The following is a 15,748-nucleotide window of genomic DNA, read 5'->3' as shown; positions in this document are numbered from 1 at the left end:
GAGCTCACGCCGCACCGGTGGATGTGCGCGCCCGCAGTCGGTCGTAGCCGAGGGTGGTCAGGACGCCCAGCCCGACCGCCAGGCCGACGCCGAGCGTGCACATCCCCACCGCGCGGGTCAGTCCCGCGTCGGCACGGGCGTCGAAATACAGGATCGAGCGGATGCCGAGGTAGACCTGATGCATCGGCTCGAACCACGACAGCGCCCCGTAGGCCAGCGGGGTGGCCTCGATGGGCACGATGCCACCGGACGACGGCAGCCCCAGCGCGAGGAAGAGCAGCATATTGATCGGCATGCCGAGAGTGTTGAGCACCGGCAGGCGCAGTGCCGTCGCGGCGGTGGCCACCATTGTCAGGATGGTCATGGCCGTCATGCCGATGGCGAGCGAGGCATAGGCGCTGAAGAGGTAGAGCGCCGGGTGGTGGTCCATGGACATGCCCAGCTCCGCGGCGATGAGCTGGTAGACACCGGCCATCACCACCGCCACCACCGCCACGAGCCCCCACTTGTAGAGCAGCACCTGCCAGCGCGAGATCCCGGTATCGTGCTGCACGGCCGCGTCCACGCCGCCGTTGATGAGCAGGCTGCCGGTGAATCCGGCGAAGACCACCAGCAGTGTGTAGTAGAAGGCCGAGATGCCGTTGGCGCTGCCCGCGGGCAGCGGATGGAACTCGACCACCGACACTCGGATCGGTTCGGCGAGGGTGATCAGGGCGGCATCGGTCAGCGGCACCCCGTTCGCCCGCGCCCGGTCGAGCACATCGGCCCCGAGCTGGCGGTTGGCGCGCTCGAGGACCGGATTCACCAGTTGCACGGCCAGCGAGACCGCGGTGGCACCGGTGCGCGGATTGGTCCGGACCTCGACCACCGGCGGCGCGCCCACGCCGGTCGGCTGTTCGAGCGCGGTCACGCGACTGCTGAAGTCGGCGGGAATCACGATGGCGGCGTACGCCTTTCCCGCCGACAGCACCGACTCCGCGGTCGCGGCGTCGGTCACCCGCAGGCTGACCTGATCACCCCGCAGCCCGCCGGTCACCGTAGCGGCCACGGCCGCCCCGTACTCGCCTCGATCCTCGTTCACCAGCAGCAGCGGGAAATCGTGGAGATTGCGCTGAGGATCGAGAATGCTGGCCAGATACGACAACGCCAGCAAACTCAGCAACCCCATCGCGACAAGCAGGGGAACCGCCCACAGCTTGTGGTCCCGACCGGGTGGGACCGGATTCGGCTCGTCGGTCGTCACCCTGGCGACGCTAGCAGCACACCCGGAGCGAACGCTGGCGGCGGGTCGTCAGTCGCCGGTCAGGGCGGCGTAGGCGGCGGCGTCCAGCAGCGCACCGGTGGATTCGACCCGCACCCGGAACAGCCAGCCCGCGCCGTACGGGTCGGAGTTGACCGTATCCGGATCGTCGACGACGGCGGCATTGATCTCCACCACCTCACCCGTCACCGGGGAGTACAGGTCGCTGACGGATTTGGTGGATTCGATCTCGCCGCAGATCTCCCCCTGCTCGACGCGGTCGCCGACGGCGGGCAGTTGCAGGAAGACCACGTCACCGAGTGACGAGGCGGCGAAGTCGGTGACGCCGACGGTGGCGGTGCCGTCGACGACGTGCAGCCACTCGTGTTCTTCGGTGTAGCTCAGATGTTCGGGAAAACCCATGGTGGACGACCTCTTTCAGGAACGGGAGTAGAAGGGCAGGGCGGCGGTCTCGACCGGTTCGCGGCGTCCGCGCACATCGATGGCCAATGCCGTGCCGGGGGCCGCGCGGTCGCTGTCCACCATGGCCATGGCGATCGGCACGCCGAGGGTCGGGGAGAGCGCTCCGCTGGTGACCACGCCGACCACCCGGTCCCCGGCGAAGACCTCGTAGCCGTGGCGACCGGCGCGGCGGCCGGATCCGGTGAGCCCGACCAGTGTTCGGCCGCCATCGGCCCGCTCCCGGGCGGCCAGGGCGGCACGGCCGACGAAGGTACCCGGCTTGTCGAACTTGACGACCCGCCCGAGACCGACGTCGAACGGGGTGACGCCGACATGGAGTTCGTTGCCGTACAACGGCATTCCCGCCTCCAACCGCAAGGTGTCGCGGCAGGCCAGACCCGCGGGCAGCAGGCCGTGCGGCGCTCCGGCCGCACTCAGCGCCCGCCAGATATCGGCCGCCCGCTCGGGCGCGCAGTACACCTCGAATCCGTCCTCGCCGGTGTAGCCGGTGCGCGCCAGCAGCACATCGATCCCGGCCACCCGGGCGGGCATGCTCGCGTAGTACTTCAGCGGGCTCGGATCGGTGTCGGTCACCGCGCCGACGATCGCCGCCGCACGCGGGCCCTGCACCGCGATGAGGGCGACATCGTCCGACCGGTTCGCCACCTCCACCGCGAAGCCGTGGGCCCGATCGCGCAGCAGAATGTAGACGATCTGGGCATTGGCGGCATTGGCGACCACCAGGAACCGATCCTCGGCCAGCCGGTACACCACCAGATCGTCGAGGACGCCGCCGTTGTCGTGGCAGAGCATGGTGTAGCGGGCGCGACCGACCGGCACCGCCGACAGCCGCCCGACCAGGGCGAAGTCCAGCATGCGCGCGGCCTCCGGCCCGGACACCTCGATGTCGCCCATATGCGAGAGGTCGAAGATCCCGGCCGCTTCCCGGACCGCACGGTGTTCGGCGAGTTCGCTGCCGTAGCGCACGGGCATCCGCCAGCCGGCGAAGTCGATGAAGACGGCGCCGTGCTCGGTGTGGACGGCTTCCAAGGGTGACGACGTGCGGGTGGGCACGCCGTCGCGAGTGACAGTCATGGGAGGTCCTCGAGTCGACCGGGACGCGCCCGGTGTCCGGAACTCCCCCTCTGTCATGGGACCTGAGAGCTTCACCGCCGCAGGCGGTTTGCACCGTGGGTGAGGCGCTCGGTGCGCCTGCTTTCCAGAGTGGCCTGGTCGATGCGGTACCTGTACCTGAGAGATTCCGGGGAGTTTGCTCCTTCGGCGCCCCGCTGCCGGGGGCTCTCCCGCTACGACTCGTCGCGGCCCGATATGCGGTTGTGGCGGTCAGCATATGCGAAGACCGCGCGCGAGGCATCCTGCGCCTCGCGCGCGGTCGCCGATCCCGACGGGTGCGGCGGTCTTGGCGTCGGGTCACGCGGCACCGCCGGGTCGGTTCACCTCCGCGGGGCCGTCGCCCGCAGGAAGAACATGAGGTTGGCGGGGCGCTCGGCCAGCCGCCGCACGAAGTAGGCGTACCACTGGTCGCCGAAGGGCAGGTACACGCGCAGCCGCTGTCCCAGCCCCGTCAGCCGGGCCTGCTCGTCCTCGCGCACGCCGTAGAGCATCTGGTATTCGAAGTCGTCGGTACCCCGCCGCGCGCCGGTTGCCAGCAGTGCGGCCGATCCGATCAAGACCGGGTCGTGGGTGGCTACCATGGGGTACCCCTTGCCCGCCATGAGGATTCGCAGGCAGCGCAGGTAGGCGGCGTCCACGGCGCGGCGGCCGCGGTGGGCGACGGTCGCGGGTTCGTCGTAGGCGCCCTTGCACAGCCGGATGCGCGCACCCGAGTCGGCGAATTCCTCGCAGTCGGCTTCGGTGCGGCGCAGGTACGCCTGGAGCACGGTGCCGACGGTGTCCGGGTGGTCGCGGCGCAGCTCGCGCACGATGGCCAGGGTGGCATCGGTGGTGGTGTGGTCCTCGGCGTCGAAGGTCACCCAGATGCCCCGCGCGGCGGCGGCCTCGACAATGGTGCGCGCGTGGGCGAGGGCGGTGTCGTGGCCGGTACCGGGGAGCGACCGGCCGAGGGCCGAGAGTTTGACCGACACCTCGAGCGGCTGGGGACGATCGTCGTGGGCGTCCTCGGACTCCGCCAGGGCGCGCAACAGCGTCAGGTACTGCCACACCACCTGCTCGGCCTGCTCCGGACGGGTGATGTCCTCACCGAGGTAGTCGACGGTGACCGAGCGGTGCCGCCGCCGCAGCTCGCGCACCACCGCGAGCACGGCGTCGGTGGTGTCGCCCGCGACGAAGCGGTCGACGAGGCCGCGGGTCACCGGCATGCGGGTGACGGCGTTCTCGAGGCGCGCCGAACGCGCGGCGGCCAGTAGCGCGGGGCGCAGCGGATTGCGCGGGATGCTCATCGACGCTCCTCGGATTCCGGTCGCTGATGCGGATACTCGTGGGTCACGGCGGGGACGAAGGTTTCCTTGATCGAGCGCGGCGAGGTCCAGCGCAGCAGATTCAGCGGCGATCCGGCCTTGTCGTTGGTGCCCGAGGCGCGTGCGCCGCCGAACGGCTGCTGGCCCACCACGGCACCGGTCGGCTTGTCGTTGACGTAGAAGTTCCCGGCCGTGAAACGCAAAGCCGCACTTGCCTTGTCGATGGCCTGCCGGTCCTGGGCGAGGATCGCACCGGTGAGCGCGTAGCCGCTACCGGAGTCGACCAGCCGCAACACGTCGTCGAAGGCGTCGGCGCGACCGTCGTCGTAGACGTGCAGGGCGAGAATCGGCCCGAAGTACTCGGTGGCGAAGGCCGCGTCGGCGGGATCGTCACCGAGCAGCAGGGTCGGCGCGATGAAATAGCCGACACTGTCGTCGTAGGTGCCGCCCGCCGCGATGGTCAGTCCGGCGGTGGCCTTGGCCCGCTCGATGGCGGCGGCATTGCGGTCGAAGGCGCGCCGATCGATCACGGCCCCACCGAAATTCGTGAAATCGGTGATATCGCCGTAGGTCAGCGACCCGATCCGGCCGATCAGCTCGTCGCCGATGCGCGTCCACAGCGAGCGCGGGACGAAGGCCCGCGAGGCGGCCGAGCACTTCTGCCCCTGGTACTCGTACGCGCCGCGGATCAGCGCGGTGATCACGGCGTCCGGATCGGCGGAGGGGTGGGCGAGCACGAAATCCTTGCCGCCGGTCTCGCCGACCAGTCGTGGATAGCCGTGATAGCGCTCGATCCGACCGCCGACCTCGCGCCACAGGTGCTGGAAGGTGCGGGTCGAGCCGGTGAAATGGATGCCCGCCAGCCGGGGATCGTACAGCGCCACTTCCGAGACCTCGGGGCCGTGGCCGTGCACCAGATTGATCACGCCCGGCGGCAGTCCGGCGGCCTCGAGCAGGCGCATGGTGTGATAGGCCGCCACGGCCTGCGTAACCGACGGCTTCCACACCACCGTATTGCCCATGAGCGCGGGCGCGGTCGGCAGATTGCCCGCGATGGCCGTGAAATTGAACGGCGTCACGGCGTAGACGAACCCTTCGAGGGGCCGGTGATCCGACCGATTCCACACGCCCGGTGACGAATTCGGCTGCTGCGCCAGAATCTGGCGGGCGAAGTGCACATTGAACCGCCAGAAGTCCACCAGTTCGCAGGGCGCGTCGATTTCGGCCTGGTACGCGGTCTTGGACTGGCCCAACATGGTCGCGGCGGCGAGGGTTTCGCGCCACGGCCCGGCCAGCAGGTCGGCGGCGCGCAGGAAGACCGCCGCGCGTTCGTCGAAGGGCAGTTCCCGCCATGCGGGGGCGGCGGCGGTCGCGGCGTCGACGGCGGCCCGCACATCCGGCGCGGCGGCCGTGTTCAGGGTGCCGAGCACGGCGGCGTGCCGGTGCGGTTGCACGACATCGATGCGCTCCCCGCCGCCGATGCCATGCACACCGCCGATCACTTGGTGAATCTCGATGGGGTCGGCCGACAGCGTGCCGAGGGCGGCCCGCAGCCGGGCCCGCTCGGGACTGCCCGGCGCGTACTGGTTGACCGGTTCGTTCGTCGGTGCGGGGACCGTGGTGATCGCGTCCATGCCCCAGCAATAAACCCGAGAAGCGGTCGGATGGGATTGGCCGATCGGACGAAATCACGCACGGGATTTCATCCGATGCGATGACGAAGGGGAGCATGCGACTATCGCTGGATGGCAGCCGTGCGTAGTTCCATACTTTTGTCAGAGCTGCTGTCCGCCCTGACCGATACCGTCGCCGACTTGGTGGACGCTCCCGCGGGCACCTCGATCGGCATCGGTTCCGTGGCGTTCATGGATATCGGCGACCTGACCGCCGACATATCCCCCGCCCGTGCGCTACCTCATGTGTTTCTCCAGGTCAGCGTGAGCGTCGAGGATGCCGTCCGGTGGCTCGAACTGCTCGCCGACGGCTGCCCCGCCGAATTGCGACCCCGCGCGGTCTTCATCAAGGACGCCGAACTCCCGCGGGTCCGAGCCGCCGCCCGCGCCGCCGGCGTTGCCCTGGTGAACGTCAACCCGCAGGCGCGCTGGGAGATGGTGCACGCGCTGATCAATCGCATTATCGGCGCGGGCGGCGGGACCTATCCGACCGGTGCTCCCGGTGCGATGATGCCCGATACCGACCTCTTCGGGCTGGCGCAGACCGTCGCGGAGTCGACCGGCGGGCTGGTCACCATCGAGGACGAGCAGTCTCGCGTCCTGGCCTACTCCGCCGACAGCACCGATGCCGCCGACACCGTGCGACGGCTCTCGGTGCTCGGCAGGCAGGGGCCGCCCGGCTATCTGCGGTGGTTGCAGCGCACCCGCGTGTTCGAGCGCCTGCACGGTTCCCCGGATGTGGTGGCGGTTCCGGCCAACAGTGAGTGGGAGACCCGTTCTCGCCTCGCCATCGGCATCCGCGCCAGTGGACGCACCGGTGATCGACCGGTGGCGCTGGGCACCATCTGGGTGCAGCAGGCCAACGGCGTGCTGCGCGCCGACTGCGCCGATGTGCTGCGCGGTGCGGCCGCCATCGCCGCTCGGGTGCTGTGGCGGGCCCGGCACGCGCCCAGCACGGACACCCTGCTGATCCAGCGCCTCTTCGGCGAGCACGGCGGCGATATCGACATCCCCTACGTGGCAGCCACGTTCGGCATCGCCGCCGAGGGCAGTGGCGCGGTGGTGGGCTTCGGCTGTGCCGGCCGCGCGCGCCCCGCCGACGCCGCCATCCGGCGCGCGGCCGTCACCCTGCGCCTGCACGCCAGCAGCTTCCGGCAGGACTGCATCACCACCCTGATCGACGGCCGACCGTATGTGCTGTTCCCGGAGCATCATTCGATCGACAGCGTGGAATCCTGGACCCGCCAGATCATCCTCCGCCTGGAGGAGCAATCCGGCTCCCCGCTCCGCGCCGCCATCAGCGCACCGGTCGCCGGACTCGCCGACGTCGCCCGCGCCCGCGCCGAAGTGGACCGCGTCCTCGACCGCACCGCCGCCCTCCCCCACACCGAACCGGTGACCACCCTCGCCCGCTCCCGCACCACCGTCCTACTCGGCGAAATCCTCACCCTCATAACGGATAACCAGCATCTGCGCGACCCCCGCCTGGACACCCTCATCGCCTACGACACCCGCTATTCCGCCGAACTCCGCGACAGCGTGGAACGGTATCTCCACCACCACGGCGACGTGCGCACGGCAGCCCGCACCCTGCGAATCCACCCCAACACCCTGCGCTACCGCCTCCGCAGAGCCGAACACATCCTGCACATGAATCTCGACGACGCCGCCGATCGCCTGCTGCTCGAGCTACAACTCGCCGCCGACAGAGAGAACGGTAGCGACAGACGATGACGTTCGCCTGAATACATCCATCGCGAACAACGGCGTGCGTATCGAACGCGAGGACCGATGTCCCGGACACAGTCGACAAGGGCGCGCCATTGTTGCACCAGATTGGATCGCTTGCTTGTCCCGACGCCGGGACCGTATGACTCGGACGCTCCGTACCCGTCGGTGGTCACCCCCGCAGCTCATGACTTCTTCTCCGGTGCAACGAAATACGGTGCAGCTGAATGCGCGGCCTATCGATACACTGCATCTCCGAGCAGACGGGGGGTTCCGATGACGAATGCGATGGCTGCGCGGCCGGGCTACGCGACCGGCGGCGGCACAGCATTGGGTGCCGCAGCGCTGACGCTACTCATGGGCATCTGCTGGGCACTTGCCGCGAGAAGTGCTGCGGACGGCGCTGCCATGTATGTCGCAGAGAATGCATCGCTGAGGTCCAGCGGACTGGTCCGGGAGCTCCGGCAGGCGAGCTATGCCACCGGGGCCCAATCCATCGCCTGCTTCGCGGGCGCGATTCTGCTGTTCTTCCGCACAGCATTCGGTCGAGCGGTCGTCATCGTCAGCTCCGTCCTCGGGATCGTCTACATCGGCGTCACAGCGATCGGCGACGACTACCTGCCAGCGCTCGCCGTGTACGGAGTGCCGTCTCTACTCGCCACGATTCTGACCGTCGCGAAACCGACCGGTCGCTGGATCGCCGCCAAGCCGGGCCGGTGACTCACCGCAGCGGCGACCACGGCACAGTCCGACGACACCACGCAGGTTCTGACGCGAACGTCCAACCGGGGTGACCCTTGCCGCATACCGTGCGGGGCACCTTTCACGAAGAAGCCGCTGCCGCGGGTGATTCCGCGTTCGTCCGGCCGGTCAGCTCCACCGACCGGATGCGGTCGTCGATGTCCATGGCGTGATGGGCGAGGATGAGTTCGTCGGCTTCGATGTCGGCGGCGAAATCCTCCAGGTAGGACTGGACTTCGGTGGGGGTGCCGGCGGCGGTGTACCGGGTCATGGCCGCGAGTTGGCGGCCGTTCGGGGAGGTGAGGAAGGCGTCGATCTCGGCATCGGTGAAGTCGTGTCCGGCCGCGCCGCGTTTGATCATCGCGCGGGTGCGGGCGCGGTAGGCGATGGTCTGCTGTTCCACCGCCGCGTCGTGGTCCTCGGCCGCGAAGACGTTCACACCGGCCATGACGTACGGTTCGGGCTGCTGCCGAGAAGGGCGGAAGGTGTCGCGGTAGACGGTGACCGCCTGGTGCAGGGCGTCGGGGGCGAAGTGGGAGGCGAAGGCATAGGGCAGGCCCAGGTGGGCGGCGAGTTGAGCGCCGAACAGGGAGGAACCCAGGATGTAGAGGGGCACAATGCCTTCGGCGCGCGGCACGGCCTGGACGCCGGGAACGCGGGAGTCGCCGCTCAGGTAGCCCTGGAGTTCCAGCACATCCTCGGGGAAGGAGTCCGCCGACGCGTGGTCGCGGCGCAGCGCACGCATGGTGGTCTGGTCACTGCCGGGTGCGCGGCCCAGTCCGAGGTCGATGCGGCCCGGATAGAGGGTTTCCAGGGTGCCGAACTGTTCGGCGATCACCAGCGGCGAATGGTTCGGCAGCATGATGCCGCCCGCGCCTACGCGAATGGTCTCGGTCTTGGACGCCACGTGGCCGATGAGCACGCTGGTGGCGCTCGAGGCGATGGACTTCATGTTGTGGTGTTCGGCGTACCAGACCCGGCGATACCCGCTGCGCTCGGCGGCCCTGGCCAGGGCGACGCTGTTGTCGAAGCTGTCGCGGGCGGACCGGCCGCGCGCGATGGTCGCGAGATCGAGGATCGACAGTGCGAAGGGCATAGCAGGGGCAACGCCGCGACGGTCCCGCGATATTTCGCCGCCCGCTGTGACCTGGGCTATCAGTCCGGTGGGTGGGCACGCGGGCCGATGACCGCCAGGGCCGTGTCCACCGCCACGTCGATGACGCTGGTGACCGGCTCCCCCGCCTCGATGGTGGTGGCGATCAGCTCCCGGAAACCCCCGTAGAGGATGGTGGCCATCTGCCGGGTGGGCGGATGCAGTTCGGCGGCCTGGAATTCCGGTGAGGCGGTGAGGTTCTGGATGAGGGTGATGAAAGCCTCGGCCTCGATCTGATGCTGTCGGTGCGCGCCCTCACCGAGCGCGGGCGACTCCCGGATCCAGACCAGGCTGATGGCGAGGTCCTCCTCGGTCGAGTCGATCCAGGCCCGCACTGCCTGCCGGATCTGCTCCCGCCACGGCGCGGCGACGTCCACGGCCGCGTAGATCCGCGCGATGGTGCGCTGGTTCCATTCCTCGAGGACCGCGATGAAGCAGTCCTCCTTGCCGGTGAAGTGCTCGTAGAACGTGCGCCGCGAGGTGCGGGCGCGGCGAACCACGTCGGCGACCGTGGTGTCCTTGTAGCCGCGTTCGCGCACCGATTCCACCATGCCGTCGAGCAGGCGACGCCGGAATCCGGATTCCGGCGTCACCGCGCTGATATTCGAGGTCGCGGGCTCGGCACGGGTCACGAAGCTCAGCGTAGTTGCTCGGCCCGGACCGCCGACCGCACGAACCGCACGACCGTCCCCGATGTGGCCGTGCCGGAGGATGAGCACGCGAGCGTCGACGGTACGGTCGGACTCCGGAGCGCCGGCGGATCCGGTCGGCGAATCCGTCTGCCGCCTGCGGCGGCACACGGACGCCCACGGCTACGACCGATCCGGGAACGCGTCCTGGATACGGTGTGCCGCACCGATTCCCGACCGTCCCGCTCCGACGATGAGCACATCGACGTGCCCGCTCATGCCGTGACCTCGGAGGTCCGCGCCGGTTCGGGCAGCTCCACCACGCGCTCGCGCTCCGGCCGAATGCGCCTGCGCACCACGGCTCGCCCCTTCTTCGCGGGCACCAGCGCCACGCCGCGGAAGTGCGAGCGTTCGTCGGGAGCGGTGGTGGTCTCGAGGGTGAAGTCGCGCAACAGCGTGCGCAGCACGATATTCAGCTCCAGGCTGGCGAAGGACGCGCCGATGCAGCGCCGCGCCCCGCCGCCGAAGGGAATCCAGGTCCAGGTATTGGGCCGCACGCCGAGGAACCGGTCCGGATCGAAGGTGCGGGCGTTGGGGAACAGTTCCTCGTTGTCGTGCACCAGCCGAATATTGACCAGTACCTTCTGACCGCGCGGCAGCGTCCATCGTCCGAGCCGGAACGATTCCGCTCGGATCTGGCGTGGCGTCGCGTCGATCACCGGTCGCACCCGCTGCACCTCCACGAGGGTGGCCTCGCGCAGTTCCGAACCGCCCGCGTCGACCTCCTCGACCAGGCGTCGCAGGATGTCCGGATGCCGCCGCAGTCGCTCGACGGTCCAGGCCAGGGTGGTGGCGGTCGTCTCGTGTCCCGCGGTGAGCAGGCTGAGCAGTTCGTCGGCGATATCGCCGCGGCTCATGGCCGAGCCGTCGTCGTAGCGGGTCTGCAACAGCATGGCGAGCACGTCGTTGCGGTCCGACAGGTCCGGATCGCCGGTGGCCCGGTCGATGAGCCGCCCGACGATCTCGTCGTAGGCCCGCCGGTGCGCGGCGAAGCGGGCCCACGGGCCGTGGTCGCCGAGGAAACCGCGCGGTATCGGCAGCGCCGCCAGTGCCGAGCCGACCAGCACCAATTTCGGTAGCAGCGCCCGCAATTCGTCGAATTCGGCGCCCTCGGCCCCGAAGACCGCGCGCAGGATCACGTTGAGCGTGATCCGCATCATCGAATCCATGGTGGCGAACTCGACGCCTTCGGGCCAACCCGCCATCTCACGGACGGCCTCGTCCTCGATGAGCTGCTCGTAGACGCCCAGACGCCGCCCGTGGAAGGGCGGCGTCAGGAGTTTGCGCTGTGTGCGATGTTCCTCGCCCTCGAGCGCGAAGAGCGAGCCCGGCCCGAGCATCTGGCCGAGGTTGACGTCGACGGTGTCCACCAGATCCGTGCTCGCGGTGAACAGCGCCTTCACCTCCGCCGGATCCGACAGCACCACCGTCGATCCGAAGCGCGGCATCTGGACGGTGAAAGCCGAACCGTATCGCCGATGCCAGCGCCGCCAGGCGCGTGTGCGGCCGCCGAGTATCTGTATCCCGTGGACGAATCCGGGCGTGGACGGCCCGGAAGGCAGTGTCGGAGTGGACATGCGCCACCTCTCCCCGTGGTACTGCTATGTACCACCAGTACGGTACGCTCACGTACCAGCTGTGGCAAGGGTCACTGCGGGGAGCGGTGGGCGAGCAAGATCAGCAGGTGGTGGGCACCGGATCACCCCGGAATCGCGCCTCCACGTAATCCCACGCCTCCGGGAATCCGGCGACCGCGGTGGTCAGGTGTTCGGCGATGTCGTACGGGCGGAACACCAGCGGCACCCCCGCCGCGCAGTAGCGCTCGGCGACCTCGGCCACCGGACCGAAGTGCGTCATGGTGTCGTAGCGCCCCTGCCAGAAGAAGGTCGGCACGGTCGGAATCCCGTCGTGGTAGCGCAGGCTGTTCTCCCGCAGCACCGCGTGCGCCTCGGGGCTGTTCATCATGTCCCTGGAGGCGGCGAGCTGTTCGGCGTTGCGGGCGACACCGTGGAACAGCAGGAAGCGACGGCAGGCGTCCTTGGTGAAATCACGGAACCACAGGCCGTTCTCGTTGAGCTGATCCGACACCGGCAGGCGCTCCGGGTATTCCCGCTCCAGGCCCATGGCGGCGGCGAAGGCCAGTCCGAATCCGGGATGCGGGTCGAACCCCAAGGCGAGGGCCATTTCCCGCAGGTCGGCCGGAATCCCGCCCGCCACCACCGCGGTCAGCTCCAGATCCGGGGCATAGGTGGGTTGCAGCGCGCCCGCCCACGCCGTGGCCATCCCGCCACCGGAGTATCCGGCCAGCACGACCGGCACCGTACCGAGGCCGAGTTCGGTGGCCTGACGCACGGCCTTCACGCTGTCCAGGGTCACCATGCCGCCGAGCCGGGCCGCGCCGTAGGCGACATGCGGACCCAGGTAGTCGGGTAGGGAGATGGCCCAGCCGCGCCCGATCGGCAGCATCGCGCCCACCGCGTCCTGGAGTTCGCCGTTGAACAGCGAGCGCGACGGATTGCACTGCGCACCCAGGGAATTGATCAGCGCCTGGTAGGAGACCAGCGGCGGGTTCGCCACCCCGCGCGGCAGCAGGACGGTGGTGACGCCCATGATCGGGTCGCCCCCCGAATTGGTGGACCGGAAGGCCACCTGCCACATGTCGGTGCCGACGTAGGGCCCGGAGTCGATGCGCCGGGTCCGCACCACGTCGCCGGGCTGCTTGTCGGCCAGGTCGTCGGGTGCGTGGTAGAAGGGGTCCGGGTCGGGCGTCGGGTACAGCGGCGAGGCACCGGAGGGGGAGGCCAACGCGCCGATCGACAGGACAGTCATCACCAAGATCATCAGCTTGGTCGCGGCTCTGATCACGGGCGAAAACTACTTCCAATTGGGCCTTTTGCCCAAATCTGGGGTCAATATTTTGTCACGAAGACAGACATGCCAGGTCAACGCTGTTGAATGTCACAGCGCCTCAGGGGGCGCGCAGCCCCGAGATGATCACGTCCGTCATGGTCCGCCAGTCACTCCCGGCGCTGAGTGCGACGGCGAGGCCGACCAACAGTCCGTAATACCCGGCTGCCGTGACTCCGGGGCGCAGCACCCGCGCCCCCTGGGCTCGGACGATCAGCTCGGCGAGTCCCTCGACGAAGGCCGCGTCGGTCTCTCCCGCCAGGTGAGCCTTGGCCGATACGTCCGTGAGCAACCTGCGCAACCCCGGTTCGCGGCTCATGATCTCGCCACACCACCGGACATGGCCGACGACGGCCTCCCACGGATCGCCAACCGACAGGCAGCGCAGCAGAGCTTCGTCCCGCTCGGCGGCCCACTCCCGCGCCATCGCCTCGACCAGCTGCTGCTTGGTGGGGAAATTGCGGAAGACGGTGCCAACGCCCACTCCCGCGTCCGCGGCGACCGACCGTATCTCGAGCTCGGTTCCGTGCGCCGCGAAGGCCGTGCGCGCGGCGCTCATGATTCGCTCACGGTTCTGGCGCGCGTCCGATCGGCGCGCGGGCGGAGTGCTGTCCGACATCACCCGACCCAGTCTAATCGGACTTCAAGTTCCGGTTCCGAATCGCCGACATCGGGGCTACACTCGGAACCGGAGTTCCAGTTCCGTTAAGTGAGGAGAGTCTGTTGAGGTCACATCGAGTGGGGGTCGCGCTAGTGCTGCTCGTCGTCGCGATCGGGATGGCCGGTTGCGGTTCGCACAGCGACACCGGAGACCGGAATGAAGCTCATCAAGCGGTGCGCGATGGCGTACAGCGCCTGATGTCGGCCCTGGATCGACGCGATCTCGACGGATTCGTCGCGGAGTTCCATCCTGCCGCCGACTTCCACAACCCGATCGGAATGGTGCTGCACGGACGGGCCGAGATCCGATCGCTGCACGAGAAGCTGTTCTCGCCAGCACCGCCGCCGGGCTTCCCGAGTTTCGTCGGCACCTCGTCGACAGGCTCGATTCAGTCCCTGCGCGCGCTGAGCGACGACGTCGTGGTGGTGGATTGGCAATGGACGCAGCAAGGAGCCCGCACCGGCGCGGACGATTGGCCGGACCGGCAGGGGACGAACACCCTCATATGGACCCGGGAAAACGGCGAATGGGGTGTCGCCGCTTGGCGCGACAAGGACTTCCCGCCCGGCTACCAACGACCGCCGGGGTTCTGATCACCGGCATTCAGGACGAACCGTCGCGGCGGCTATGCCGTGGCAGGTTCGCCCGTGTCGGCCGGTGCCGCCAGCCCCGCCAACCGGTGCGGCGCGAGCAGTTCGGCCACGGCCTCCGGCGAGAGCAGACCGAGTTCGGTCGCGATATCGCCGACGTACTGCCCGGTCACCAATGCCTGCTTGGCGATGGCGGCACTGGCGGCGTATCCGATGTGCGGCGCCAGCGCGGTGACGATGCCGACCGAACGGCGCACCCCGGCCGCCAGATGATCGCGATTGGCGGTGATGCCCGGAACGCACTTGGTGGCCAGCGCATCCGCCGCGGCGATGAGGTGGGTGGTGGTCTTCAGCAGGCTGTAGGCGATGATCGGCTCGAAGGCGTTGAGCTGCAACTGTCCGGCCTCGGCGGCCATGGTGACGGTCAGGTCGTTGCCGATGGCCTCGAACGCGATCTGATTGACCAGTTCGGGAATGACGGGGTTGACCTTGCCCGGCATGATCGACGATCCGGCCTGCCGGGCGGGCAGCCGGATCTCCCCGAAGCCGGTGGCCGGCCCGGAGGACATGAGCCGCAGATCGTTACAGGTCTTGGACAGCTTCACCGCGACCCGCTTGAGAATGCCCGACACCTGCACGAAGGCCCCCGCGTCCTGGGTGGCCTCGATGAGGTTCTCCGCGGATGTCACCGTCTCCCCGGTGATCTCGCTCAGATGCGCGCAGGCCAGCGCGGAATACCGCGGGTGGCCGTTGATCCCGGTCCCGATGGCGGTGCCGCCGAGATTGCTCTCGCACAACAGCGCCCGTCCCTCGTCGAGCCGCTGGCAGTCCTCGCGCACCATGACCGCGAAGGTGGCGAACTCCTGCCCGAGGGTCATGGGGACGGCGTCCTGGAGCTGGGTGCGGCCCATCTTGATGACGTCGGCGAATTCCACCGATTTGACGTCGAAGGCGTCGGCGAGCCCGGCCAGCGCCGCCGACAGCTTCCGAATGTGCTGCACCACGGCCAGATTCACCGCAGTCGGGTAGACGTCATTGGTGGATTGGCCGAGGTTCACATGATCCAGCGGATCGAGTTCGGCGTAGCTGCCGCGCTCGAAGCCGAGGATCTCCAGCGCCCGATTGGCGATGACCTCGTTGGCGTTCATATTCGTGGAGGTGCCCGCACCGCCCTGGATGGGGTCGATCGGGAACTGGTCGTGCAGCCGACCCGCGCGGATCTCCGCGCAGGCTCGGTCGATGGCGTCGGCGCGGCGCGCGTCGAGCACGCCCAACTCCCGATTGGCCCGGCAGGCGGCCTGTTTGACGGCGGCCAAAGAGCTGATGAGCGCCGGGTAGTTGCCGATGGCGTCGCCGGTGACGGTGAAGTTCTCCAGGGCGCGCGCGGTGTGCACGCCCCAGTAGGCGTCCCGCGGCACCGACAGGGAGCCGAGGGAGTCGCTGTCGATACGGGTGCTGTCGGTCAT

14 protein-coding genes and 1 riboswitch are annotated in these 15,748 nt (G+C 68.9%); of the genes, 3 read left to right on the top strand and 11 right to left on the bottom strand.

The features are described 5' to 3' along the window. Positions 1-4: 4 nt before the first annotated feature. The 5 genes from QMO76_RS17360 to pruA form a co-directional block, all read right to left on the bottom strand. The gene (locus tag QMO76_RS17360; RefSeq protein ID WP_306362339.1) at positions 5-1,243 is read right to left on the bottom strand and encodes a YhgE/Pip domain-containing protein; all 1,239 of its coding nucleotides are present in this window, start codon (positions 1,241-1,243) and stop codon (positions 5-7) included. Between the two features lie 48 nt (positions 1,244-1,291). After that, positions 1,292-1,663 carry a glycine cleavage system protein GcvH gene (gene gcvH / locus QMO76_RS17355; RefSeq protein WP_306362338.1) on the bottom strand — a complete coding sequence of 124 codons (372 nt, stop codon included), beginning with the start codon at positions 1,661-1,663 and terminating at the stop codon, positions 1,292-1,294. Between the two features lie 15 nt (positions 1,664-1,678). Then, a complete protein-coding gene (gcvT, locus tag QMO76_RS17350) occupies positions 1,679-2,797 on the bottom strand; it encodes a glycine cleavage system aminomethyltransferase GcvT (RefSeq protein WP_306362337.1) in 1,119 nt (372 codons plus the stop codon). A 134-nt stretch (positions 2,798-2,931) separates the two neighbouring features. Further along, a riboswitch (glycine riboswitch) is annotated at positions 2,932-3,019 on the bottom strand. Between the two features lie 137 nt (positions 3,020-3,156). Then, positions 3,157-4,122: a proline dehydrogenase family protein gene (locus QMO76_RS17345; RefSeq protein ID WP_306362336.1), complete on the bottom strand. Its 966-nt coding sequence runs from the start codon at positions 4,120-4,122 to the stop codon at positions 3,157-3,159. After that, entirely contained in the window at positions 4,119-5,774 is a 1,656-nt protein-coding gene (gene pruA, locus QMO76_RS17340; protein ID WP_306362335.1) for an L-glutamate gamma-semialdehyde dehydrogenase, read from the bottom strand. Before pruA ends, QMO76_RS17345 begins: the two co-directional genes overlap by 4 nt. A gap of 138 nt (positions 5,775-5,912) precedes the next feature. On the opposite strand from pruA, the gene QMO76_RS17335 reads away from it, so the two are divergent. Both QMO76_RS17335 and QMO76_RS17330 read left to right on the top strand, forming a co-directional pair. Beyond that, the gene (locus QMO76_RS17335) at positions 5,913-7,547 is read left to right on the top strand and encodes a CdaR family transcriptional regulator (protein WP_306362334.1); all 1,635 of its coding nucleotides are present in this window, start codon (positions 5,913-5,915) and stop codon (positions 7,545-7,547) included. A 270-nt stretch (positions 7,548-7,817) separates the two neighbouring features. Continuing rightward, positions 7,818-8,261 (top strand): hypothetical protein, encoded by a 444-nt coding sequence (locus QMO76_RS17330; protein ID WP_306362333.1) that lies wholly within the window; start codon positions 7,818-7,820, stop codon positions 8,259-8,261. A 103-nt stretch (positions 8,262-8,364) separates the two neighbouring features. Here QMO76_RS17330 and QMO76_RS17325 read toward each other — a convergent pair whose 3' ends face one another. The 5 genes from QMO76_RS17325 to QMO76_RS17305 all read right to left on the bottom strand — a co-directional run bounded on the left by QMO76_RS17325 (position 8,365) and on the right by QMO76_RS17305 (position 13,590). Continuing rightward, a complete protein-coding gene (locus QMO76_RS17325) occupies positions 8,365-9,378 on the bottom strand; it encodes an LLM class flavin-dependent oxidoreductase (RefSeq protein WP_306362332.1) in 1,014 nt (337 codons plus the stop codon). A 59-nt stretch (positions 9,379-9,437) separates the two neighbouring features. Then, entirely contained in the window at positions 9,438-10,067 is a 630-nt protein-coding gene (locus tag QMO76_RS17320; protein WP_306362331.1) for a TetR/AcrR family transcriptional regulator, read from the bottom strand. Positions 10,068-10,339: 272 nt separating this feature from the next. Further along, positions 10,340-11,701: a cytochrome P450 gene (locus QMO76_RS17315; protein WP_306362330.1), complete on the bottom strand. Its 1,362-nt coding sequence runs from the start codon at positions 11,699-11,701 to the stop codon at positions 10,340-10,342. A 100-nt stretch (positions 11,702-11,801) separates the two neighbouring features. Further along, positions 11,802-12,965, bottom strand: coding sequence for a lipase family protein (locus QMO76_RS17310; protein ID WP_306362375.1), 1,164 nt, complete (start codon positions 12,963-12,965; stop codon positions 11,802-11,804). Between the two features lie 127 nt (positions 12,966-13,092). Then, positions 13,093-13,590, bottom strand: coding sequence for a TetR/AcrR family transcriptional regulator (locus QMO76_RS17305; RefSeq protein WP_306362329.1), 498 nt, complete (start codon positions 13,588-13,590; stop codon positions 13,093-13,095). Between the two features lie 194 nt (positions 13,591-13,784). Here QMO76_RS17305 and QMO76_RS17300 point away from each other — a divergent pair, with 194 nt between their 5' ends. Further along, a complete protein-coding gene (locus tag QMO76_RS17300; RefSeq protein WP_306362328.1) occupies positions 13,785-14,285 on the top strand; it encodes a nuclear transport factor 2 family protein in 501 nt (166 codons plus the stop codon). 32 nt (positions 14,286-14,317) lie between these two features. On the opposite strand, the gene QMO76_RS17295 is transcribed toward QMO76_RS17300, so the two are convergent. Beyond that, positions 14,318-15,748, bottom strand: a complete 1,431-nt coding sequence (locus QMO76_RS17295; RefSeq protein ID WP_306362327.1) for an aspartate ammonia-lyase — start codon at positions 15,746-15,748, stop codon at positions 14,318-14,320.

It is taken from the genome of Nocardia sp. CC227C, assembly GCF_030767025.1.
In the GTDB taxonomy this organism is placed as follows: domain Bacteria; phylum Actinomycetota; class Actinomycetes; order Mycobacteriales; family Mycobacteriaceae; genus Nocardia.
This window is presented reverse-complemented; position numbering and strand designations above follow the sequence as displayed.

Bases quoted from the DNA above. Each gene is read 5' to 3' on its own strand.
- gcvH (WP_306362338.1), bottom strand. From the start codon at position 1,663: ATGGGTTTTCCCGAACATCTGAGCTACACCGAAGAACACGAGTGGCTG.
- gcvT (WP_306362337.1), bottom strand. From the start codon at position 2,797: ATGACTGTCACTCGCGACGGCGTGCCCACCCGCACGTCGTCACCCTTG.
- QMO76_RS17345 (WP_306362336.1), bottom strand. From the start codon at position 4,122: ATGAGCATCCCGCGCAATCCGCTGCGCCCCGCGCTACTGGCCGCCGCG.
- pruA (WP_306362335.1), bottom strand. From the start codon at position 5,774: ATGGACGCGATCACCACGGTCCCCGCACCGACGAACGAACCGGTCAAC.
- QMO76_RS17330 (WP_306362333.1), top strand. From the start codon at position 7,818: ATGACGAATGCGATGGCTGCGCGGCCGGGCTACGCGACCGGCGGCGGC.
- QMO76_RS17325 (WP_306362332.1), bottom strand. From the start codon at position 9,378: ATGCCCTTCGCACTGTCGATCCTCGATCTCGCGACCATCGCGCGCGGC.
- QMO76_RS17315 (WP_306362330.1), bottom strand. From the start codon at position 11,701: ATGTCCACTCCGACACTGCCTTCCGGGCCGTCCACGCCCGGATTCGTC.
- QMO76_RS17310 (WP_306362375.1), bottom strand. From the start codon at position 12,965: ATGATCTTGGTGATGACTGTCCTGTCGATCGGCGCGTTGGCCTCCCCC.
- QMO76_RS17305 (WP_306362329.1), bottom strand. From the start codon at position 13,590: ATGAGCGCCGCGCGCACGGCCTTCGCGGCGCACGGAACCGAGCTCGAG.
- QMO76_RS17295 (WP_306362327.1), bottom strand. From the start codon at position 15,748: ATGACCGACAGCACCCGTATCGACAGCGACTCCCTCGGCTCCCTGTCG.